The sequence below is a fragment of the Pseudoalteromonas luteoviolacea genome (assembly GCF_001696455.1).
Taxonomy (GTDB): domain Bacteria; phylum Pseudomonadota; class Gammaproteobacteria; order Enterobacterales; family Alteromonadaceae; genus Pseudoalteromonas; species Pseudoalteromonas luteoviolacea_C.
In genome coordinates this window covers 40,864-65,691 of the sequence record NZ_MAUJ01000017.1, presented here as the reverse complement: position 1 = coordinate 65,691, position 24,828 = coordinate 40,864, and the positions used below count along the sequence as shown (strand labels likewise).

General features: G+C 40.1%; 14 protein-coding genes and 1 pseudogene. 3 read left to right on the top strand and 12 right to left on the bottom strand.

Annotated features, from left to right (window positions below):
• The 9 genes and pseudogenes from A7985_RS27045 to A7985_RS24245 all read right to left on the bottom strand — a co-directional run.
• A pseudogene (locus tag A7985_RS27045) lies at window positions 1-71 on the bottom strand (Mobile element protein); the annotation flags it as partial.
• A gap of 170 nt (window positions 72-241) precedes the next feature.
• On the bottom strand, window positions 242-562 hold the full coding sequence (locus A7985_RS24280) for a hypothetical protein (RefSeq protein WP_065792986.1): 321 nt from the start codon (window positions 560-562) through the stop codon (window positions 242-244).
• Window positions 562-5,589 (bottom strand): RHS repeat domain-containing protein, encoded by a 5,028-nt coding sequence (locus A7985_RS27040; RefSeq protein WP_065792985.1) that lies wholly within the window; start codon window positions 5,587-5,589, stop codon window positions 562-564. The genes A7985_RS24280 and A7985_RS27040 overlap by 1 nt, the downstream gene beginning before the upstream one ends.
• A 116-nt stretch (window positions 5,590-5,705) precedes the next feature.
• Window positions 5,706-9,104 carry a tandem-95 repeat protein gene (locus A7985_RS24270; protein WP_065792984.1) on the bottom strand — a complete coding sequence of 1,133 codons (3,399 nt, stop codon included), beginning with the start codon at window positions 9,102-9,104 and terminating at the stop codon, window positions 5,706-5,708.
• 20 nt (window positions 9,105-9,124) lie between these two features.
• Window positions 9,125-9,898, bottom strand: coding sequence for a hypothetical protein (locus tag A7985_RS24265; RefSeq protein ID WP_065792983.1), 774 nt, complete (start codon window positions 9,896-9,898; stop codon window positions 9,125-9,127).
• Window positions 9,899-9,946: 48 nt separating this feature from the next.
• Window positions 9,947-10,741, bottom strand: coding sequence for a hypothetical protein (locus A7985_RS24260; RefSeq protein WP_065792982.1), 795 nt, complete (start codon window positions 10,739-10,741; stop codon window positions 9,947-9,949).
• Window positions 10,742-10,831: 90 nt separating this feature from the next.
• Entirely contained in the window at window positions 10,832-11,158 is a 327-nt protein-coding gene (locus tag A7985_RS24255; protein ID WP_141685440.1) for a hypothetical protein, read from the bottom strand.
• A gap of 292 nt (window positions 11,159-11,450) precedes the next feature.
• Window positions 11,451-13,184 (bottom strand): hypothetical protein, encoded by a 1,734-nt coding sequence (locus A7985_RS24250; RefSeq protein ID WP_065792980.1) that lies wholly within the window; start codon window positions 13,182-13,184, stop codon window positions 11,451-11,453.
• Window positions 13,185-13,231: 47 nt separating this feature from the next.
• The gene (locus A7985_RS24245) at window positions 13,232-13,630 is read right to left on the bottom strand and encodes a hypothetical protein (protein ID WP_065792979.1); all 399 of its coding nucleotides are present in this window, start codon (window positions 13,628-13,630) and stop codon (window positions 13,232-13,234) included.
• Window positions 13,631-13,793: 163 nt separating this feature from the next.
• On the opposite strand from A7985_RS24245, the gene A7985_RS24240 reads away from it, so the two are divergent.
• Window positions 13,794-14,129: a hypothetical protein gene (locus tag A7985_RS24240; RefSeq protein ID WP_065792978.1), complete on the top strand. Its 336-nt coding sequence runs from the start codon at window positions 13,794-13,796 to the stop codon at window positions 14,127-14,129.
• Between the two features lie 57 nt (window positions 14,130-14,186).
• On the opposite strand, the gene A7985_RS24235 is transcribed toward A7985_RS24240, so the two are convergent.
• From A7985_RS24235 to A7985_RS24225, 3 genes are all read right to left on the bottom strand, one after another.
• A complete protein-coding gene (locus tag A7985_RS24235; RefSeq protein WP_065792977.1) occupies window positions 14,187-15,017 on the bottom strand; it encodes a hypothetical protein in 831 nt (276 codons plus the stop codon).
• Between the two features lie 456 nt (window positions 15,018-15,473).
• Window positions 15,474-20,717, bottom strand: coding sequence for a hypothetical protein (locus tag A7985_RS24230; protein ID WP_065792976.1), 5,244 nt, complete (start codon window positions 20,715-20,717; stop codon window positions 15,474-15,476).
• A gap of 150 nt (window positions 20,718-20,867) precedes the next feature.
• A complete protein-coding gene (locus tag A7985_RS24225) occupies window positions 20,868-21,623 on the bottom strand; it encodes a VWA domain-containing protein (protein WP_141685439.1) in 756 nt (251 codons plus the stop codon).
• 290 nt (window positions 21,624-21,913) lie between these two features.
• On the opposite strand from A7985_RS24225, the gene A7985_RS24220 reads away from it, so the two are divergent.
• Window positions 21,914-23,902, top strand: coding sequence for a methyl-accepting chemotaxis protein (locus A7985_RS24220; protein ID WP_065792974.1), 1,989 nt, complete (start codon window positions 21,914-21,916; stop codon window positions 23,900-23,902).
• A gap of 232 nt (window positions 23,903-24,134) precedes the next feature.
• A complete protein-coding gene (locus tag A7985_RS24215) occupies window positions 24,135-24,791 on the top strand; it encodes a DUF1826 domain-containing protein (protein ID WP_065792973.1) in 657 nt (218 codons plus the stop codon).
• Window positions 24,792-24,828: the final 37 nt, after the last annotated feature.

Here is a 24,828-nt window from a genome sequence, read left to right as displayed (position 1 = left end):
ACGCATCGTGATATGCAGTGATAGTACTTAGTATCCACCAAGCTAACTTGCCGACTTCGTGCTGTTGCCATGAATTGAGCGCCTAACTTTTAACCGTTATTTAAAGATAGGCGACACTCAGTTTTTTGCAAAATTTAAGGTGGGTGTCATGTTTAAAATATTTTTAAAGATAGGCGACACTCAGTTTTTTACCAAATTTAAGGTGGGTGTCATGTTTAAAATACCTATCCCAATTATATTTCTAACTACTCAATTCTTTTAGTTCTTTCAATAATCTATCTCTTATTTTAGGAAACTCAATTAGTTCGCTCTCATAGGTGCCTAAAAGCTCGTCATCTAAGTTATTTAGCACATCCTTGTTAAAGTGCTCCCTAGATTGCCCCGTCGGATAATGGTCTGTTTCAGAGTCTAATGCTACTAACCATTCAATCGCATAAAGCTCGGGAAGATCTAAAGAGTGATATGCAATCAATATATCTCTACACCATTGAAGTCTATCTACCAATTTTTCAGGAAGAGTCAAGTTATGTACTTGCTCTATTAATTTTTGGCTATCTGACATTAAAAATCACCTTTCAATTTCTTAGTTTTCATTTCAACGACTTCATTCGTTTTAGTGTTTACAACTCCATGTACTTCTGTCTTCGCACCAGTAGCATCAGTCTGCTTTGATGAACTAACTTTCTTATAATCAGCAGCATTGCCACCATGTTGACTTGCAACTCTTGGGGCATCTTTAAATTCACTACCTGTTTTAGAATTAGGTCCTGTAATATCCCTTACACCGCCATTTTGAACTTCTGCAACTTGGCTCTTGTTAGCTACTGATTTTTCTAATTTTACAGAACCATTATTTTTCAGTGAATTTAATGCAGCTAGTTTTTCAGCTTTGGTTGATGTTTGGGATGCTAAAACCATTTGAGCTTCCATTCGAGACGCAGCTTGCTTACCTGCCACCTTCTCCATAATCAATTTCGCTAATGGTGCAAACCTATTTTCTCTAGATTCACCTGTAGGATCAGTGTACTTGTATGGGTTATTTCCTACATAAGAATATCGGTTGAAGGTTGTTATGTCACCAGTAAACCCAACAGGATCATTCGAATAAAAACGCCCGATAACTGGATCATAGTATCGTGCCTGCATATAGTTTAGGCCCAGTTCTTTATCGAACTTATGCCCTGTATATCCTACATCGTCTTTAGCTTCGCCAATAACCTCACCATAAGGACGATAGGCTTGACGGCTGTCTTCGATGCTTTCTGCTTCTGTATGGCCATACTTCGCTATTAGCTTTTTACCCAAGTAAATATAGTTAACGCCCTCACCTACGATATTGTGCCCTTGCTCACGATATAACAAGGTGCCGTCTTGCCCATAAAAACTATAGCTAGTGCCTGTTGATTCAACTTGTTTTACTCGGCGGTTATGGCCATCGTATAAATAGGTATTGCCCTTAGCGCTGACCATTTGCTCTGCAAGGTTATAATCAAGCGTAAAAGCACCATTGTGAATAATGTTACCGCGCGCATCATACCCAATTGAACCATATTTATTATCAAGACCAGCACCTGTGACACTGCGTAGGCGGTTACTTGCCCTGTCATACTGATAAGTCAATTTGCGGCCAAGTGCTGTATAGGTTTCTATGTTACCTAAGGCATCGTAAGTTAATACGCTATTGCCGACGTCTGTGCCTCCATAAACACCTGTGAGGCGGTTCAGCTCGTCGTACGTTAATGTATTTAGGCTATAACCTGACCGCACACTATCTATGATAGACGTCACATTGGCATTAAGGTCATAATTATAATTTAAATGCACTAAGTGGCTGTTGTTTTGATTGCCCTGCATTGCTGCTGGTAATTGGTCGCGCAATATATCTGGTAACTGCGTCATTGGGTCGTACGTTAATGTATGCTCAACATTATTGCCATAGGTAAAGCTCTTTAACCCCCCTTGCCCGTTATAGGTCGCCTTAGTCGCGAAGGTTAGTTCAACTTCAGTTGTACTACCCGGTTTATACGAAACAACCTGTGTTGGCTCTCCAAATCCATTAGGCGCAAAGTTGACAGTGGTGGAATCTGGATATGTTAAGCTATCTCGGTGCATCAAGCTGTTATAGCCATAATCTGCCTCTAAGCTAAACTTTTGCCCAGCAATGCTAATGCTTTCAAACTCCAATAACCCTTGGTTGTTATACTTATATACATGGTTTACATCACCAGCAAGGAGCTCTACCACATTGCCATTATTGTCATGGGTATAAGTCAAGGCGGGGGTTGTATCCCCAGTAGGGTAAGTGACCTTGTAATTATCACCAAGGTTATCGTATTCATAGCTAATCGCTTGTGTTGGTTTGTCCGTGGTACAAGTTGCGTTCGGCGCACCGACTTGTTTCCATATCATTCGGCCCAGAGCATTGTAACCAAACAAGGTATTACCCACATCCGGGCGAGAAACCGCGCACAAGTTATTTTGGCTATCATAAATACGCGTTTCCGTGACGTTCAGTTCGGTATTATCTTGACTTGAGCCCCCAGATTGCGTGATTTCTTTAATATTGCCAAAAATATCTAATGTCAGGCTGGTTGTGATATCACCACTTTGTAACGTGTTAACTATCTCTTTGGGAGTGCTATAACTCGGTGAGCCGTATGATAAGTATTGAGTTTTTGTAACATGTCCTTTGGCATCTGTTACCTGGGTTTTATTATTCGCTAAGTACAATGTTTTAATAGTACCAAGGCCACTTCTACTCTGAGTTTTTTTACGCCCCAAACCATCATAAGTATTAGTTGTACCATAAGTAGATGTTGATAGATCATCGGTCACTATGGAAGTAAATAGGCTACGGTTTGCATAGTCGTAGCGAAAAACTTGTGTTCGGTTTAGGCCGTTTGTAACATCGTTTGCCACCGACTTGGTTAAACGTAACCAGTTGTCATAGTACTCTGTTGTGGTAAAAACAGAGGTATCAATACATGTACCTGTAGTACCCACTGTGCAGCGTTGTACCGTACGGGTATTATTTTCTAAATCCCATTCATAAACAGTATCTAACCAAGAACCACTCACATCCACTGCTTTTATACGCCCCATCGAGTCGTACATATAACTTGTCGTGGTTTGATTAAAATCAGTAGTGCTTGTTACCCACCCATTTGAGTCAACTGTCATACTGCCAGAAATAACACCACCCACACCTTCAATACGTGCTGGCATTTCATAACTTCGTGCTTTACCTCGATAAAAGTCTCCGCGTTTAAGGTAGCTTTTTTCATCGCTGCGAGTGCCGTCACTCTTTAGGCGCATATCATTAAACAGAATTTCAGAAACGAGTCCTTCATTCGTATAGGTTGCATAGGTTTTTTTAAGCTGCCCATATTCATATAAGTTGCTTAACAGTTTCACATTCTGATATGAATTGTCATCGGCCGTTTTTGCTTCATAGGAGGCCGAGTGCACAGAGGTAAAATTAACGCTGTCTTCAGATACCGACACATCATTGAGTAAATTAAACACGTTGTGAGTAAGGTCATGCTCATAACTCCGCTTTATATAACGGGTTGCCTGTGAGCTAGACTCTTTTGTCTGCGTTGGTGCATCATACTCATTAAACGTTAGGTTTGTGATTTCATAGGCATCACTATAGTCCGTCGCTGGACCTGTTTTTTCATAGGTAATGGTTGATTTAGGCCTTGCAAAATATGCACTCGTAAAATCATGGCGCACTAAACTATCACCACGATTCGGGCTATTTTCCTCAACCCTTTTAACTATGCGCAGAGTGGCACCATCTGTATCGTGGTACCTAGTCATTATTTCCTTATTTTCTGTAGGCCCAAAACGCGCACTTAAATAATGGTATACTTTACTATTATCAGGCTGAGTTACTTTGACTACTTTAATATCTCTCCATTCCAACTCATCCCCTTCAGTTTGATAAGGCAGGCTAGGGAGAGTATTACTGTTAAATGATGAGTCTGGTTTTATGGGGTCATTATTAAAATACGGTTTCGAGTTATAATAGTCATAACGCCAAGTATAAGTATCTGCGTTGCTAAACTTGATTGATTTTTCGCTCAAGGCAAAGGTTGTTGAACACGGCATAGTCTCCGGCGCATTGGAGGCCCAACGAAGAAACTCTAGTGGCTTATTTGACAAAGTACTTACATTAGAGCGATTCATTTGCCTAAGCTTATATTTAAATACGCCTTTAGCTCCGTGCGGGTGTTTAATCGTAACCCAATCGCCCTCATTTTTATCAAATTCACATATGCGCCAGTCATTACTTACTTCGTCACGAGGCACCGTATATGAATGAAATCCAAAATAAGCTTTTAACCAATTCGTGCGTTCTTTTTCGGGGTAAGTAAACTGCCAAGTTAGTCCATCAGGCCTAGTAACTTTGCTCAGCGCAAAAACTTCATCCGGATACACCCAAGATAAATAACCCCTACTTTGGTACTCGTATTTCCAGACTCGTGAATTAGCGACATCCGTGACATACTTAACTAAATTTGCATGTATCTCATTTGCGCCATAGTAGTCAACGCGTATGTTACGGTCATCGCTTGACCTAATGCCTGTCAGACGAGGACCATCATAGTCATATTCAACCCAGTTACCGAATTTGTCCTCAACTCGAGTGGCTAACATAAAAGCATGGTAAGTTCTAAAATCAGGTGAGAGAAGCTTTCTTTCTCTATTATTCATATACAAGTTTAAGGTTTTACCCCCAACTAGTTTTGGCTGAGAAAATGTGTATTTAACGCCATCATTTGTGGTGACCACAAATCCTTCAAACGCTTTATCCGTCGTAAAGCACGTTACCTCCCAGTTCTGGTTAGTGGTTTTTTTCCCCGCATTTACGATTAATTTAGAGCTGCCCCTCCCTGGAATGTATACTTGATCACCATTCCAAACACTTTGACCCGTTTCAGGTTTATAATTTTTACCTAAGTATGGCTTCCAGTCATTACCATTTCCATATCCCCATTTTCCACCGTCATCTAATGCGCCTGTACACGCTTTACCCGTGCCCCAACTGCCTTTAAATTCAACATTGTCAACAAGCGACAATAAGTTGGTTCTTATATGGGGTAAATCTAATCCCCACGTCCCAAAGTCTCGTGTATTCGTATCAAAAGAGTCGGAGCCAACGTATATACGTGTCAAGTTAATCGGTAAATCGCTATTGCCTGGAATACTTAAATCAGTATGACTAAAAGACACAGATCCGGTTGGCGCACTATAACGCTCACCAAATAAATCGGAGGTATAAGCTTCGACTTTATGATCTAAACTGAATAGTTCACGATAGTTAGTCGTTATTTTTCTGGTTTCAATGTTTGGAATTTCGTTATCATCAATTGCTTGGTCAGATCTTGAAACATGTCTAAATGCCGATGTTTGATTTTCAACGGCAAAACTACTGGCTTGTTCATTAGCTTGTCCAAACGTAACAACATACTCGCTCAGGTCAAAACTTTGCTGAGCATTAACTAAATGACTGGACGTGCCAACAACCCCTATGAGCGCTGTTTTTATCAGTGTTTTTGGTATGCTTAAAAAATTATTCTTCACGGTTTAAATCCTAAATTTTGCACAAGCGAAAAAACTCAAACTCATGCATAAAAAATCATTTTTTATTTGTTTATATAGCGCAATGCTTCATTTTTCCGTAAGGCACTACTGCTTATTTATTGCGACTCTACGACTGGATTACCTAATAGATCTGTATGTATAAAAACGATCTGTTTTTTAGGTCTATCATATACATCTACCCAGGATGTACAGCCGCCTTGGTTAAAACACACTTTAATGCGGTACACATACCCGCTGGAGCTTGTTAAAGCGTAACTCGTCTCACCTGAAGTTAAAGTTGCAAGTGTATGCCACTGCAATTCCGCCCTATCGCAGCTTTTTGTATCAGCGCAATACGCTCTTTCAATTTCAATCGTGCTGCCACTTGGCAGGTTTGGCCAGCTCAACTTAGACCCTGTACTTATTGGCCCAAATGCTTGGTTTATCACCTCTATACTTCGTGTACTTTGCATTCGATTACTACACAAAAGACGAGACTGTTCAGCTTCTTGGCAGGCTTGGGCAAAAAATCGATAAGTACCAGCTTGAGAAAAGGTGTACGCATACGAGCCAGGCTGGTTATTGTTACTGCTAGCAAGTTTTATCATATTTGGTTGATTGGGTACCTGAACATAAAGTGATGTGGTCAAGTTAATTTGCGGTGCACTTGAAAACGCCCAAGTCACAACTTCTGACTTATTTAAAAAGGTGTGTGTAGGCAAAGTTAGGGCCAATGGAGGCGTGCCGATTGGTAATCCAGGCGTTTCATATTGCGCTGTTGATATCGACCAGGCAGAGCAAGTTCCACTGCCCACTTGGCCTTGACAAGCGCGAATTCGATATGCGTAAAGCCCGCCCCCCACATTATTTAACGTGATGCTACTGACATTTGATGTGCCTTCGTTAACTGCTACAAATGTGTTGGATGCAGTCCAGTCATTGTTATTCAATTTAACTGCAATATCGTAGTAGTCTGTCCCGCGTAATGGACCCCAACTTAAAGTTGTGGAACTGCCTTGTACTGCTACATTATGGACCCAGGCCTCAATTAAAAGGGTATTGGACTGAGCTGACCAATCTGTACAACGACTCAAGTCATCGTTACACCCTCTCAGTCTGTAGGTTCTTTCGCCTGATGGTAGGTTCGGCCAAGTTACTGACTTAGAGTCAAATACAAATCTACCTGGTTCTGTCCAATCATTGTCATTGTATTTTATTTGAATATCGTAGTTACTATGTTCTCCGCCCCATACTAATTGTATGCCATTTGTGCCGACTAAATTGGCCCTTGGGGTAATGTTCAGTTCTTTCGTTGGTAATGAAAATTCAGAAAATGCTGAGCAACCAACTTCATTACACGCCTTAACGCGATATTTAGAGTATTCAGTTTCTAGCTCTTGTAAATCAATGCTATTGGACGTTACACGATACTCTCTTAGCGTCGATGACAAGTCTATGCTTTGCTTGTACTGCTCAACCACATAATACGTTGCAAAATTATTCTGCTCCCAAGAAACTCGTACACTTGTACCATTAACAATTGTGTTTGGCTTATGTGGCGTACTTGGTATTGGTGGGCTAATTACAATCGTGCCCATATTTGATTGTAAACCCTGCTCATCAGTCACCCAAAAAGGAATCGTGTCTTTATCAAATGGTAAATTAGGTATGTACTTGAATACGCCATGAGGTTTGCCGGGCACTCTTACAAGTTTTCCTCTAGGCGTGGTATTATCCGCGCTACCCTGTTGTGTCATAAATTGATAAGAAAACTGGTCTAGCAAGTAAGGTGCTATTTTTGCCTCTGGATCTGCCATTAATAGATTTCTAAAGTCGAGCTCAATTTCTTTAGGTTCAGAAAGCGTGTGCTCAAAGTTATATGCAATGGGAGCTTCATTAACCGAAATCAATGGCACTTCAACGCGGAATGAGTTAGAAGTTGTCGCGCCATCGGTGGCTTGCACAATAATGTTTAGCAAGTCTCCTTCAAACATAGGGTCAATAGATATAAGCCCTGTTGCCTCGTCGAAAGAATAATATCCAGGGGAGTCTTTAACTATTAGGCTCAGCTCATTATTTTTACTATGAGAGCCATTGTATAGAATATAAAAATCATCAATCGACAGCTTGAAACTACTGTTTTCATTTGTTGGCGTCATGCCAGCGTGGTGTTTGATAATAGGCGCATTCATATCATTTTTTAGATATATTTTAATGTCACCACGCCCAAAATTTGTTGCACCTAATTCATCAACTATAAAAAAGTGCAAATAATCTTCATCAATGCTGAGATCTGAAGGTGGCAAATACTCATATAAGAAGTTACGAGACCCTGGGACTCGAACGAAACGGCCACCATTAGAGGTCCAGCCGCCATGGTCTTCAATACGTGCATTGTTTGACAAAATAAATTTGAATTGATCAAGCCTTGGGTCATCTCGGCCCATGGGCCAAAACTTAATGTCTGGATCATGAATCAAAGCATAAAAGTCTAAAGTAAATCTTGCACCTTTTAGGGATTGCCAATAAAGCGGGCTTACGACTTTCGGAGCGTCATTGATTGGGTTAACAGTGATTTTCAGCGCCATAGTATTGGAGTGATGCTTGCCATCAAACAATGAAACAGGTACGTTCAGTTCACCATTAAAGTGTTCAGTTGGGGTAATAGTTAATCCATTTACTTGGTAGTTTTGTCCTTGCGCTATTTCAAGCGTGATGTCTTTGCTTAATGAGTCTGCATCAATATAAGTGATATGCTCAGTGCTGAGCGTTAACGATGTATCTTCATCCATCACTATTTGCTGTTGCGCTGTTATTTCAGGCGCTGTTTTATTTTCTTTTAAAACTGTAATTAATACTTTGGCGCTTGAAGTGGCGCCACCAGTATCTTGAATGACATAGTCAATAACTTCTGTGCCATCAAAATCATAGTTGGGCGTGTATTCTATCGCGTTATTTATTACTAAAACTTGTCCATGTTTTGCACTCGCTAGCGTTATTTTCAGTGCATCACCGTCAACATCGGTGTCGTTTTCAAGTACATTAATTAACTTTGTTGTATTAGCAATTAAAGTTGCCAAATCGTCTTTTGCGACGGGGGCATCATTTATTGAGTTGACTGTAATATATGCTTGACCAGAAACGGCATTAGAACGACCATCATAAAGCATATAGCTTATTTGATCTTGTCCCGAAAAATTTATAGGCGGAATGTACTTTACTTGCCCGTTTGGCATTATAAGTACTTCACCATATTGCGCGCTCACCGACACAATTTTAAGCGTGTCTTTATCGGCATCTATATCGTTAGCGAGTAAGTCAAGTAACGACGTTTCATCTTCACTTAAAGTAATATAGTCTTTTGTGACTATTGGGGCCGTATTAGCTTGCGCATTCTCACGCAAGTTTTTAAGCATAAATTGTAAATGAGTGGGAAAGTCAAAACCTGCTGCCAAAGCAGGTTTTGCCAATACACAAAGCAAAACCAATGTGTATTTTAAAAAAATGCGAGTCACAATCATCCCTTAAACGTTTATTATTTTATCCAGCAAGGCGTTTTGCCGCACAAATCGTGTTCAGTTTTTACTAATTTATACGCAGTGCTAAATTGATAGGCTAAGGCACTTTCTTTAACACAACCTGTTTGCCCCCCCCAATCCTTATAGACTGGCGCATTACCATAATCATGCATGCGATTCTCGGTAATACTTGTGTTTGCAATGGTTAAGTAACTATTAAATTGTTGATAAAAAACAACGTAATTATACGTATGACGTTCTAGAAAAGGCTCTGTTTTACACTCAGAGTCTAAATACAATAAACCTGCCCCTGATGTTGCAATAGAAGGTGCATAAAAAAGCGGTGTTTGCGTGCCATTATTTGGCGTATATGCGTAACCAAAGTTGTTATAAGAAATAACTTTGCCTAGCTTTGTTATGCCATCGCCTTTATACAGCCAAGCTCCTTCCGAAGGTGGTGCGCTCGAATTCATACTCAGTGATATACTTTTTACTTGCTCAACATCAGCAAGTGATTCACATCGCAAGGCCGACTCAACAGATATTGCTTGCTCTTTTGATACGGCCGTCACCAATAAGCTATACATAGCCTGCCCTTGCAATGAGTTAAGATTAATCGCCCATTTATTTTGATTGCTTTCGCTCACACAACTTGGAGGGGTATGTGTTTTGGGTGATGATAGGGTAAATGTGGCTGTCTCGCCTTGTACGTTAAGTTCTGAAACAGTTGCTGCTGCACTTGCAAAATGAGCAGTAAAAAAGCCTATAAGTGTAATAGTTAAAAATCGCATATCATACAACCCTGTTTAATAAACCTATTATTCATTTTATTAAGTGTTTTATTTAATAATACATCCGCGTTCACCACATAAATAATGTGGGGTTGGCTCAATTTTAACCGCATTAGCTAGCGCGCTGGCTGTCTGACCGGTATCAATACATGTATAATTAGTTGTCGTGTCATTCTCATAAATAGGTTTTAACTTATAAACTTTAGCACTTCCATGTACCCCTAATTTATTTTCAGGCACAGAAGCGTCGCTTGCTTTTATGTATAAGTCTAAATACTTTATATATGAAGTATTGTAAGTGTAAGCGCTAACATAATTGTTTGATTTGCAATCTTTGTCTAAGGAGAATATCTGCGTATTTGACTCGTCATATATATATTTCATTATTCCTTTAGCGCCTTCTATGGGCGCATAGTAAATATAATTATGTCCTGGTGTACCTATGATGTTTCCTATTTTAGTGACGCCATCACTTTTATAAAGCGCTGGTATATTGTTTACTTGCGTCACCTTACTAACATTGAGTGCAATATGCGCCACTTGTTCAACATCTGGTAGCGCTTCACATCGCCCAGCCGTTGTTACCTCTACTAACATTTCCTTTGATATCGCTGTGACTAACAAGCTATACATAGCCTGACCTTGTAAAGAATTTAGGTTAATCGCCCATTTATCTTGATTGCTCGCGCTCACGCAATTCGGAGGTGTATGTTTTTTGGGTGATGATAAGGTAAATGTGGCTGTATCACCTTGTATTTCAAGCTGTGATACTGAAGAAGTCGCATAGGAAGCAACTGGTAGTGATAAAATCAGCACAGCTGAGAATAGTTTGTTAATTTTCATTTTAAATCTCAGTTTACAGGTCAGAAATGATTCTACTTTATTTAAGGTTTTAATAAGGTTAAAAGTATTAATTATAAAAAGTATAAATGATTAATTAAGTTTGCTTTTAAATTTTACTTTATCTAGAAGTTCAATATCACCCTCTGGCAAGCAAGTGTTTTTACCTTTCAAAATGACAGGCCTGTTACTTTCAAATGCACCTAAGATTAGACTGAATAGGTTTGCGCCGCCTTGACTTGTCAAATCGATTGCCCATGAATCTAATCGCTGAGCGTTAATGCACTCAACGTTTGGATTACTGCGATTGGCATGGGTTTTTAAAATAACGGCATTGTTTTTTATTTGCACATTAGTTATAAAATACGTAACTTCGTTGCCAAAACAGCTTAAACTAGTAATAAATGAAGCTATAAACATTAGTTTTTTCATTTCCTAAGAAATCTCTCTTTATTAAATTGTTTTGCCACGCTCGGTTTAAATTTAAAAGACCGTACTGCGGCATGTGTAAGCTTATTTAGCGTATATTGACAGAAATTAAAGTGTATACGATACGCACGTTTTCACTTTAAAACCTTCATAGTTACAAGGCGAATTTGGCTCAATTTACCTAACCCCAAAATAGGAGTGTCGTAATTTTTAGCGCAACTGCCATATTCTTTATTTAAATAGTGCAATGCCTCTTTATTGCGCATGAGGCATTGCAGCTTGCTTATTGCGACTCTACAACTGGGTTACCTAATAGATCTGTATGGATAAAAATGATCTGCTTTTTAGGTTTAATGGTCACAATATTACTCCAAGGCGTACAATGGCCTTTTTCAAAACATGCTTTAACACGAAATGATTTGTACTCGCCAGAAGTAACTTGGTAATAATGGATGGCCTTACTAAACGTACTAATTGTTTGCCAATTAACATCAGGAGCCCTACTACATGAAGTGCAGTTTGCACCTTGCAAAATGTAGTTTGCGGCGTTATCTACTGAAGGCCAACGTAGTGTATTGCCATCTAACATCAAGGCTATTGCATTACTTATTGAAAAGTAGTTATCTGCATACGGATCAACTGTAGTAATTGCAGCAGACCATGAAGTAATTGCAGAGTTAGTGTCAGCTTGTATCGCAATACGAACTTCGTTTGTGGTTGAATTAACACTGCATTGAAGTGGAGATTCAAGCTTTACTTTATTCGCTGCGGCAAACTCACCATCGGTAACTGAGTTGACTTGATAACCTTCTGCGTTATCTACTCGAGTTATTTTCCAATATTGCTGTTTTACAATCGGATAAGATGCATAAGGGATCATTAATACCCCAGGTATCACTTTAGAGTGAAACTGTGTAGATTCTCGTTTCATGTAAAGGCCGGAGCTGCTTTGATAAACTTCAAGGCGTCCCAAAGCTTGGTCACATTTAGTATTTCTAGGTACATCAATCGGCAAAGTGCTTTTTGACACTTCGTAGCATTTTGTAGGGTCACAGGAGCGCACCCGATAAGCCACTTGGCCTTGGGCCGGTGCTAAGTCAATGTACTCAAGCCCGTCAATTTGCTCTATTACTTGCCAAGTCCCAGAATTGACAGAACGTTCAACAGAATACCAGACCTTGTCTGCATCTGAAGGGGCTTTCGACCAAGTCACTTTAATACTGCTTGTTGGGTATATTGGCGTAGAATCGGGGTTTAAAGTGAGCAATGCACTGACATTTTGTGGCGCAAGGATGCCGCCAACACCATTCGACTCATTTGAATACTTTGAACATTGACTACTTTCTGGGCTGCAAGCTCGTACTTTATAACGCGTCGTTGCATCATTAGGTTTAGCCAGTTGAATTTGCTGCTCATTAGTTTTGCTTAAATAAACAAAGTCAGAACTATTTGTGCTTTCATAGACTTCATACTCGATACCAGTCGATTTACCGGTTAATGCGCTCAAAAACCGTGATATCGGTTTAAGGTTTATATTTTGTAGTGAGTTTATGCTAGTTGGTGACCAACTTACTTGTACCTGGCTGCCTTGTTGTGTCGCAGCTATATTTTTTGGCGCTTCTGATAAAGCATTGACTAAAATAGAACGGGAGTAAACAAAGTGGGTGCATAGCGACTTTGTTTGGCACGCCCGAACACGATAATAATATGTGGCTGAATGCGATGTAGACACGTCAAAATAATTATTATTTCCTTGATATACAACTTGCCATTCAATGCCCGTATCTACACTTTGTTCTAACGTATAGTTACTTTCATACCCTTCTACACGCCAGTCAAGTCTAAAGTCTCCTGTATCACTGCGGTGTGGCAGATTGATATACCCTTGATGCATTGAAGGAGCATCATCCATATAGTAATCAATTAAAATCGGTAGATATAAGTCATTCGCCAAGCTTTTAAATGGCGAAAAACCAAGCAGTGTTAAACCGCTCAGCAATAAATACTTTTTTATCATAAAGGTACTTTAGGTTGTTTAAAGTGAGAGTTGAATCATATTTTCATTTACTTGACGTCATGAAACCCAGGCACATCACTTTGGATCTGCAATGCAGATAACTCTCTTGCAGAGTGTTGTACTTTTATATTGCTTGTATTTATAAATACACGAACAGGCAAGTTATTTGCTTTTGCCATAAATGCCAATGACATAACGGCGTTAAATTCTACCGGGTAGTCGGCAGTGGAGACAAAACCATAAACAGTATCGCCACAAACATAAGTCGCACCTTTTGCATCTTTAAAGCTTATCAGCAAAGTACGGCTTAGTATTGGCATATCGGCTCTGTTTGTTTCGATTGCAATAGAATCAACGTATGCATCGCCGCATTGAACCACTTGAGCAAATGCGTGAAATGGGGCTAGTATGGTTAACGCAAAGAGTATATTAGCTAATTTTTTCATTTTTATTTCCACAGTTGCACTGCCATTACAGTTAATTATGCGACAGTGTTTATCCTATTAAACTAAACCACAGCTAATTGTACCCATTAGATTAACTCGACACAATTAATATAAGCGGTATAATGCAGATAAATAACAATTTTAGTTAAATATCTCTTAAAAAATGAAAGCTAACCGTACATTATCGGCCATAATTGGCTTGGGCTTGTTTGCTACATGTTCAAGTTTACAAGCAGCGTCACTTATAACACATGTAAAACTAGATAAAGACCTCGTTGTAGTTGAAGTTCAACCAAAAAAACAAACGGGTTCTTTAAGCTGTGTTGAACAAGGTAAGCAGCACCTCTGGGCTGTAGACACCTCTAGCACTGCAGGTAAAAAGCTTTATGCAACTTTACTGGGGGCTTTAACAGAGCAAAGTAGTGTTGAATTAATATCAGGGCAAGATTGCGAACACACTCAAGGTTATGAAAGGCTTATTGGTATTCGCATAAAATAACACGGCGAAGCAACTTCTTCTATTGCTTCGCTGTTGCTTATAATCAAAATTGGCGCTTTATTTAACAATACATAAACTGCTGCCGCAAACTGGGTGGATTGCAGGCTCTAATGCATAAGCAGGATTTGGCGTCCCTGTAGGTTTGCATGCTCCTTCGTCAACATAATACCATTGACTGCTGACAGCCGAGCCTAACTTACTTAAGTTTGCGCGATAAAAACCGTTTAATCCTTCGTGTTCTTTTTGGTAATAATTAACACCTATAAGTTGATCTGATTGATTATATCCGTGAATATAAGGCGTTGACTTGCATGACGCGTCTGGGTAATAAGTCATATTTTGGCTGAATCCTAAGCTATATTCTCTGAGAATCGTTGGATTGTCTAAAGGAACATATAATAATTGACCAGTATAACCAATAGGTGAAGATACCATCTCACCTGGCAATCGCCCTGTGTGTATTCCATTAAGCACTAGCCCTACTTTAGTGAAGCCGTCACTTTTATATAAATAGGCTTTGCCATCATCAGCATCCGCTGTTACATCAGTAGGCGCACTCACTGCTAACTCAATGCCTGATACTAGTTCAATTTGTTCATTACAGCTTAGCGCACTGGTTGCGGTTATTTTTTGCTGCTTAGCAACCGCGGTCATCAACATGGTGTACATCGCTTTACCATGGCTATCATTTAAATAAAATGACCATGTATTTTTAAGCTCTGGGATAGTTGAAACACAGCTCGGTAAAGGGTGAGATTTATCTGCATGCAAAGAAAAACGAACGAAGTCACCATTTAACTCAATCGTTTTTATTGTAGAAGGTGAATTCGCTAAAGCACCAAAAGAAGCTAAAGCGCATAAAGAAAATAGCGATAGGCTACTTCGCATATTAAATTCCTGAATTAAAATTGCAGCGGTAACAGATACTAAATTACTATGACTGTTAGTTTTTTAAATTATCGCAATATTGTACCTGTTTTTTAATAACGCAGCAATCGAGCAAGTTAAAAACATTCTAATTTTAAGATAAATAATTGTTTTTATATCAAAATTACAAGAAAAAATGATTAAGGTATTAAAAAATACTTTAGCTGTATTATTGGCTTGTAATGTGCAGTTAAAACGGCAATAATCCTGAGAAACGTGTAACTTATGTTTATAGGTATGTCATTATACGGTTATTAATAAATTCATTAACTCTAACTTTAACCACTTTTAAGCGCGTTTTGTAAAGTCGCATTTTGAAATTATTACACTTTTAATATATCTCGGAAAAGTGCTGTTATAGTGCTTTTGCTGTGGCTTATCAACTCCTATGAATGGGGGGCATATTTTAATTGGTCGCTATTTTCTTTGAATCGTTATCATTTCAGCGTCTGAATTACCGTTTATCTCAGGCGTATACATAAGCTCTATGTTCGCGGCTGGTGATACGTATTCCCCATTAAACCTTGCTTCAGCCAAGTATTCGAATAATGTGACACCATCCGAAACCTGATATCGGTGCCAGACTATTTGTCCCATGCCATTTATGTGCGGTAAGGTGTTTACAGCACTTTCTCCTAGCCAATTGGTGTATTGTTTTTGTCTGTGTAGAGGGTTTAGGGCAACAAGCCCCTTTGGCAGAGTATCCGTTATTAGGACATGGGTTCGTGGAATTGGGCTAAACGCAGAAAGCCGCACTTTAACCAGTTGGCCAACCTTAATCTCGTTTTCAGAAACGTCTTTCCACTCGCCGTCGGTCATTATTTGAAACTTTTTTGAAATGCCAACGCCATTGAACGACGCTTTATCGCTGATATAGTGCTTTTCGTAGTCAATATTGAGATAAAAACCCGCATCAACTTGGTTCGTATGTATTTTATACTCGGTCACCTTATTGTGAGTGTTTTCTGCGCGCAGGTTTACGTGCAAAGCCTCTGTGACAGGTCTATTTTTAAGTGCTCTTGTACACAGTGCATCGTTTAAGGTGTTGCCGAAGTGCCCAACTTGAATTTGTTTGCTTATCACTTGTTTGGCAAGGTCGTCTTTAAGGCTTTGGCGTTCAGTGAGCATAACGGCCAAGCACTTATCTTGAGTAGAATTTAAAGATGTATAACTACTGTCTTGATAACCGCCAGACAAAATGCGTTCTAAGGCTTTTTCAATTTGGGTCTGATCACCGCCCGCAGATTTCATCGCCAGTAATTGAATCAAGTTACTTGTGCTATCTAAAACGCCTCTTGCCCTAACCCTCTTAACGTCCTTTAAATTTATTTCTCCCTGTTCTGCTAGTGCCCACAGTAACCAATCGTTTGCATAGGGGGTTAGTTTAGACTTATAAGCAATTTGAGTTTGGTTTGTATCTGAGAGCTTATTGACTTGCGTGTCGATTAAACTTCTGTCTACATTGAACTTATAGGCAGAGTCTTTTAACCACTGATTTGCTAATAACGTATAAGCAGTTAAAAAAGGGTCTGTTTTGGCGTTTAGAAAGTAGCTATACCCATCATTTCGAGCATTGTGTTTATTGCTAGCATGTAGAGTCTTATGCAAAGCTACGTTCGTTTCTTTAGTCATTGGGTTATTGGTGAGGCTGACTGTTCTAGATAGTGTTTGCTCCCAACATTGATGCGGATAACGAGTGTGGTACTTCAAAAGCCCCGACCAATCAGGCGCGAGTGTATTAGTTGGAATTGCATAGCTTTTTAATATTTTTTCATTGGTGGGCAGCATAATGTTCGGCGTTGTTTGGCTCGGAGCCATTTTTACTGAGCGTTGGTCTTGGTATGTGGCTAATAAAACTTCGTAGTTTGCGAATTGGTTTCGTGTCCTGTCTTGCTCACTTTTAAGCGCAATTTGGTAGTGACCCATGTCCGAAGTCTTGATCGGTATATCGAGTGTGAAGCTTTGTTGTTCATGCAACTCAATGTTGTATGTTTTAGCGCCACCGTTGTTTATAGAAATATCTAGCCGGTCTTGTAATACTCGGTTTGTGCGGTTAGTTGCAACGACTCTCATGACCGCTTTGTCGTTTTTAAAAACCTTAGGTGGTACGTAAAGGCTATATTCTATTTCGGCTGAAGTCGTTATATCCCCCTCATATCTTGCATGATTCGTCTCGTTTGCACCAAGTGCAAATAGTTTCCACCGTCCAATTAACTGTGGTAACGGCACGTCTATCGTCCGTGACTTTTTCGCTTGTAATGTAATTGGTGGTAGCCATACCGATTGGGCTAAAGGCGACATAGACTGAGAGGGAGGCATAGAAGCTAACCGCCTTCGCATTTGTACGTCATGATGCGTGGACGCAAAATGCGCGAGCATCTCGGAGTGCTCAGTGAGTTCAGGTTCAATCATCCACTCTTTTAAGTTGTGGGCTGGCTTAAAAGGCAGCTCATACAAATACGCGTTGTATAAATCTTTAAAAGAAACATCTTCGGCGCGGGTGTAGCTAACATCAAAAAGCGCATCGTTCACGAGCCAAAGTTGCACGTCTGTATTTTGATTACTTTCAAGCGTCACTGACAGCATACTATTTGATTTTGTTGTAACTGCGTGAGTAGCCTTAAGCTCAAGGGGGGTTACGGGAGTAACGTTAATGCGTTTACTGGCTATTTCGCCCAAAATACTTGGCTTTTTGGGTAATACAAAATTGTTTTGACTTGTAGGGAACTGCTCGAACTGCGACTTTAATTTCTCGAACAGTAGCTTGAGTTGGTCACTATGTAAAGATTTAAGCTCTGCTTGCGCTTGGGCGCTAAAAGGCATAAAGACATGAACCTTGATTCCAGGCATGTGCCTTTGAGAAATAGTTATTTGTTCAGAGTTGCTGCCTTCAACTAAATGTATGTGATTTATTTCTTTATATTCACCCGCATTGATAAAAAGGAACGCTTCCCCTGCTCTATTTGACGTTATATTGAGTTCATATTCGCTACCTACCTCTGTTTGTGCTTTCCCTTGTATCTCTAAGGGGGCAGTTTTTAACTCATCGTCTGATTGTTCAGGGTATACATAATGTGAACGTAACCACGTGAACTTATTATCACCGCTTACTAATTTAAAGGTGACTTTTCCTGAAAGACCCGTAGGTATTTTGCAACTAAATGGGGTCTCACCGGAACAGAGCTCAGTGGCCTTCCCATCTTCATGAACAATATTGACGTGCGTTTGAGTTTGAATCTGTTTGCCTGACGGCTCTACTGCAATGACATCTATTTGATAGTTTTGCTGCTTTGTGCCGATATAATGTTCCCTAGAAAAATACGGTATACTTGCTCTGTAAAACGTACTTTGCCCAGTTTCAGAAATAACCGTGCCATTAAGCCTAATTTGAACTAGAGGTAGATCTGGTTTTAGTTTTAGCTTTAATTCACCGACTTCATCTTTTGATTGCAATTCGGTTTTTACAGCCCTTCTTAAGTTGGCTGCTAACTCATCGCGATCACTGTACTCAAAATTCGCAGGCCAGCCATCTGGGGCTCGGTACATGTGGTCATATTGATGGCTAAGTACGCCTGAAAAGTTTTGAACAGCAAATCCATTAAAGGTTTTGCCTGTCACTTGCACAGTAAAAGGTGCCAACTTTGTTGCGCTATCTGAATGACGCCAATCAAATTCAACCTCAGGTGGAATGAATTCCGTAACCTTGAAATACCCGTTTACTTTTGTGGGTGAGCCATTGTATTGAGCTTCTAACCAATAAACCCCGGTTTCACTTAATCCTTCGGGTAGCTCGAATTGCATTAAACCGTGTTCGGATATTGCGGTCGCGTCTATTTCAATTGGCGTGTGAAGCTTATTGTTGAACCGGTGTATGGTGATATTGAGATTGTTTTTGAGCGTTTTTAAGCCATTTTCAGAGTGCCTTTTCGCTAGCAAAGTAAAATGAATGGGTGTATTTGGCGTATAAACGGGTTGGCTAAAAACAGCCTTGGCAACAATTTTTGTTTCAGGGCGTTGGTCTATTTCTAATACCGCTTTTGACTTTTTGCTGGTGGCCCAAAGCCAGCAATTTTGCATTGATTTTCCCTCAAATTTGAGCCAACTTGTATGAGAGATGCTAAGTTCGCCATCATCGTTTGTTGAACCAATCGATGCTGGTTTAGACATGTTCGGACACACAAGCTTTATTTTTGCTTGGACTGGTGAGCCTGTTTCAAAACGCGTTGTTGAAACATACAACCCTGCACCCATAAACGCTTTTAACTCAAAATCTGAAGCACTTAATGCGATGCTTTTATCTTCAAAGCTTGTATCGGATTGAGACTGGCTTTTACTACTCTGCCCTGTCAAATTGTAAATGACGACACCACTAGCATGATCTAGGTGCTCAGCGACTGGTAAGTGTTGATGACGAAGTGTATTGTCATTTGCTGAATTTATCTGAATGGGCGTAAATAAACTTTGTTTATTGCTCGTGTTCAAAAAATTGAGCAATTTCGTCGCATTTGTGGCTGAAAAATACTGTGCCTTGAGGTCCAATGCATTTCTATGCTCAAGGCGAAGTATTGCAGATTCGCTTGATTTAAACTGCTTGCCCAAATAGTCACGTGTGCGCCAGTAAGTACTTTCCTTACCCGTTTTGTATGAAATTAAGAAATCTGTATTTTCGAAATGCTTGCCCTTTGTGGTGGTCAAGGCTGAAAAGTCAAATTGGTATTGGGTGTCGCCCTTTAAGTTAACACTATAAAAGTGAAAGCGGTCCTCTTGAGATTTTTGGGTTACTTTAATCGGGTGTGAATTCAAAGATGTAGCTGTAATCGTTGATAAGTCATGCTTGCTGCGAAGTGCATGTGTAAATGCAAATGCTAGGTTCTCTGGCGGACAGGACTTTTTGCTGGCGTTTTCTATTGAAGTGAATCGCTTATTAGTCCAATCATTGTGTGACGCCTCACAAAAAAGCCCTATAAATTTCGGGGTATCTGAATAAGCTTTTTGCCGATATAACACTGTTTTTGAATGCGTGGCTTGATGAGCTTCAGTTGCTTTAAACCCTTGAGGTAACACGAGTTCAATATTCAGTTTGTTTATAGGTTCTTTAAATTTAAAAACAAGCTTTGTTTGCGTGTCATTTGTGCGTATCAATTGCGTATTTAAGGGCTTAGTAATTGAGTGGTCGAGTTTAATGCGCACTACATCGAGTATGGCTGCAATTGCTTGTTGGTCCGCTTCGAAGGGGGTTGTAAAAGTGACAGAGAGTTCATATTCATTGACTTTAGTCTCACCTACGGGAAAGCGTGTGTTAACCCATATGTGTTCAAAACGATTGTTTATTTGTTTGCCTTTGCCAACAAAATGCTTCGTCACGACTAACTTTGTTGGAATGTAAGCTGGCGTTTTGACAAAGGTATCGCAACTGATTTTATTTAAACCCTGGTAGCGCCAACGACATTGCTTTTTGAGTTTTTCGTCTAGCTCTATTGCATTTATTTGTGCTGATGTGGGTACTTGCCCATGCTTTGCTATTGCTTGGTTGAAAGTAATGAGGATCTGATTGAGGTGTCGATTACCTTCAACAAATTTGACATCAGTGACCGCAAGTGGTTGCGCAGCGGCTGAAAACGAAGCGAGAGTTAAAATAAAAAGCAGGGTTATCTTGAACATTAGTGTATGGGTGTTTTTCTTATTGGCACCAATATACCAAACGTATTTGTAAATAACATCAATTCAATAAGTTAAGAACGGTCACCCAAGGGGCACCAATTTGGGAACCCCTTGTTATGTCGATTATAACTCTAAGTTAACAGCTAAGTATTACCACTCACCTGGATTGCCGTCATTGTCACTGATTTCTTCAACTGTTCCACCCGTTTGAGCGGCGAGCTTCTTCAAGAAATCGAACGTAGGCAAAGACTGTGCGTAATGTTTTGGTGAAAGCGCATAAGCAGGTAAGTCCTTTGCAATCGCGGCATCCATTTTATTACTGAGATTCGCAATGGATTGAACTGTACCCGTATAGATTGTTGCGTTAAATTGTACAGGTGGCTGTTCATATAAATACTTGTTTGCGACTTCTGCTTGCCAACCACTGCCACCACAGTTACTGACTGGGCTGTGATTTTCATCGCCATCAGTCGAACCATAAACACGCAAAATTGCGCCTTGGCTTGCTTCTACGGAGTAGTTTAAGCGCAGTTCGTCCGCACCATCACACATTGCCTCTGCTAACGCAGTCATGCCAGTACAACCTTCACCATCTAGCTGTGAAAGCGCCATAAATGCTGATGAGAAATCAACGAAACCATTGGTGATTGATTGGATTTGACCACCAGAAGCAAAGGTCTTTATGTTCAATTTCTGTCCATTAATAGAGCTATCTAGAAAGAACTTACTCATTTTACTGATAGCTTGCTGTTTAGAAAAAGCGCAACGAGATTGGTTGTCTGGACGCTTGATCATCATTGACCCGCTTCTGTCTAAAAACAGTATGCCGTATGACTCCGGCGCACTTAATGCTGAGAATGAAGCAGTTACTAACGTACCGAATAGTAAACCTGATAAAACTTTCATAATGAAACTCCTTGTTCATATTACAAAGCCTCTATTAGGAGGCAGGCGTTTGCAACACTTATCGAATAGCTAGGTTAATTGAATGTTGCAAAGAGGAGTTTAGCCAAAGCATATTGCGTTGCTATTACACTTTATTACATGTTGTTAACATTGTGTGTTGTGGGTACTCAATGTTGAAAATAGTAATGAAAATTATATGAAACAACGATTTTTGACTATCTTTTAGTTAAGGAAAATTTTCAGCACATTGCTGTACTTATGTGCATTTGGTTAACGCCCAGGAGACATAGATGCACTTTCTTAAGCGCTTATCAATTTTGCAACTCACTGTAATTAGTTCACTCGCTCTCATTGCTTTTATTTTTATTTTACTTGCCAAGGTAGCGACTCAATACTGGCAAGATTTTTCGTCTACTAACCAAGACATAGAATATATTAAGTTATTGGATGCGATTGAAAAAGTTGCACATCATCACGCCGTAGAACGTGGTCTATCCGCAGGTTATTTAGGAAGCCCCTCGCCGCAAAAGAAGCAATTGGTAGATGCACAAAGGGTTAAGGCAGATCAGTCTGAAAGGGTTGTGAGGGACATGGTCCAGTACGATTTTCCTAATGATGAGAAAGTAGAAAAGTGGCTGCCCTTTCTTTTCAACGAGCTCAGTCAAAAAGCGGCGATTAGACGTGAAGTTGATAGGCAAAACGGTAAAAATGCTTTCAAGTATTACAGCCATTTAAATCAGGTTGCAATTGATACCGCAACGAGAATGCAGGCGTATATCAGCAATCGGGACTTAGCCTCTAAATTGTCATTGGCATTTTTACTTGCAAAGAGTAAGGAACGTAAGGGGCAGCTTAGAGGAAAGGTTAATGGTGTGCTTGCTAAAAAAGCGATTAACTCTCAGGTACGCGGCGAGTTGACCTATTTTCAAACTCAGCTAGGAATTTTAAAAGAACAGCTGGAAGCTGCATTAGAAGGAGAGCAATTACGCTTATACAAAGAAGCAATGTCTGACAGCCGCGCAAAAGAGCTGGATAACGTCATAAATTACTTAATCAAAGAAGATGACCCTAATTTTGACTCCCTACTAGCCAGTAATGAATGGTTCCCTAAGGCGACACAACAGATCGTCGCAGTCAAAAAAGTGCTCGAAAATCAGTGGGAATTAACCGTTGCGCATAGTACAGCCGTTAAAGGGGAGCTTACAGAGCAAAGTCTATTCATCATCGTGGCATTTATCATTGCAATGACCGTTATCATTATGATTAACCTACACCTCGTGACGTCATTGAAGCACGAATTGAATCACCTCACGGGGATTTTGGAAAAGGTGGCTAAAGAAGGCGATTTGACGCTAGATGTTCGATTGAAGACCAGTGACGAACTCGGCCAAATTTCAGAGTCTATCCATAACACGGTATACGCGTTTAAAGATTTATTACTTGGCTTGTCTAAATCCATAAATGTAGGCACTCAATTGGGTGAAGAGATGGACAAGGCAGCCAGTCACGTGAATGAAGACGCTCAACGCACACAAAGTATGGCGTCTAGTATTGCTGCCGCCATTGAGGAAATGGCGGCGACAAGTGAAGAAATTGCGCGTTCTGCGTCGGATACACTCAATGCGAGTGACCAGTTAAATAGCGAGTCTAAAAAACTGCTTGAAGACAATCAAAGAAATTTAGACGCCATGAGCACCCTGTCCGACAGTATGGATAACGTCAACGAATTGGCTGCAAACATGGAAAAACAAGTGGGTGAAATTAACACTATTCTCGATTCGATTCGAAGTGTCGCGGATCAGACCAATTTACTTGCGTTAAATGCGGCTATTGAAGCGGCGCGGGCCGGCGAACATGGTCGCGGTTTTGCGGTCGTTGCCGACGAAGTTCGGGGACTGGCAAATAACAGTAAAGAGTCATCAGAACAGATTTCGTCTTTGTTAAACGATCTCAACGATATAAGCCAAAGCGTTGTCAATGCGATTAAGGATAATACCGAGCTTGCTGGTGAAATAATGAAAGAAGTCGAGGAAACGCGCGGTGTATCAAAGCAGGTTAGTCAACACAGTACACATGTTGAGCAACTTACCACCTCGGTTGCTACCGCTGCGCAGCAGCAATCTACCGTAGCGCAAGATATATCCACCAGCACCACCGCAGTTTTGGAAGCTGCCAATGATGAACTCGAAACATCTATTGAATTGAAGAAACTGTTTGCTGACATGAAATTGAATAGCGACACGTTACAACGTACCATGGACAATTTTAAAATTGATTAATCTAATTACCTATTGTGCACTTTTCTAGCGTACATGTGTTATAAGCGCCTTGGTCTGTCAGGCACATCAATTCTGGCTTGACGGATTTTAAGTCTGCCAAGCTCATATCGGCGGCATGTCTTACTTTACTTGATGATATTAATTCGTATTCGTAATTAATTCGGGTTGAAATCTTTATTAGCAAGACATTAAATGGTAATGTTGCAACATTATCACATAACAGTTTTACTATATGCTCGACTCACCAACGGCCACAGAAGCGGTAAATGGCCCTAAATATCTTATCGACGAAGTAGCAGGCGTTCTATCAAATATATATGACAAAGATACGTCGCTTGTATGTTATTGCGCCCCTTCCTCTTGGGCAACGACTAAAGCAGCTCAAAGTTATGTTAAAAAGGCAAATCATGAAGGGTTTCAATACCAAGGTGCAATCAATGAAGAGCTGTTAAGTGAAATTGAATTGCTTTTTAAAAATATGGCCCATGGTGATTTAATCTTTCAGCATGTTACGTTGATGTGTGAAATGTTTGAGGCACTATTGGAGCCAAAGGAAATAGGCCTAAGGATATTACCATGTATACAAGGTCTAAGCCCTGCGTTTCATGAGCAAAATGGGGTTGTTAAAATGGTATCAACCCTGGGAGGAAGCGGTGAGCGATGGGTGGAAAAACAGTTTATTAAATATGCACCACTAGAGAAAAACCAAATTTCTCCAACTATTATTCAGCCAAAAAGCAGTGATGTTAACTCTTTATGTGATGGTGATATAGCATTGTTTAAAGGTAAAGACTGGTTGGAGCAAGAGCATAATGCGGTCATCACGGCATCCCCTTCTTTTAGTGCACAATGTGCGAAGATCTGTATTTATATTGATTACCTCCGTTAGCACATAAAAAGCGCCGAAAGGCGCTTTTACATAAACA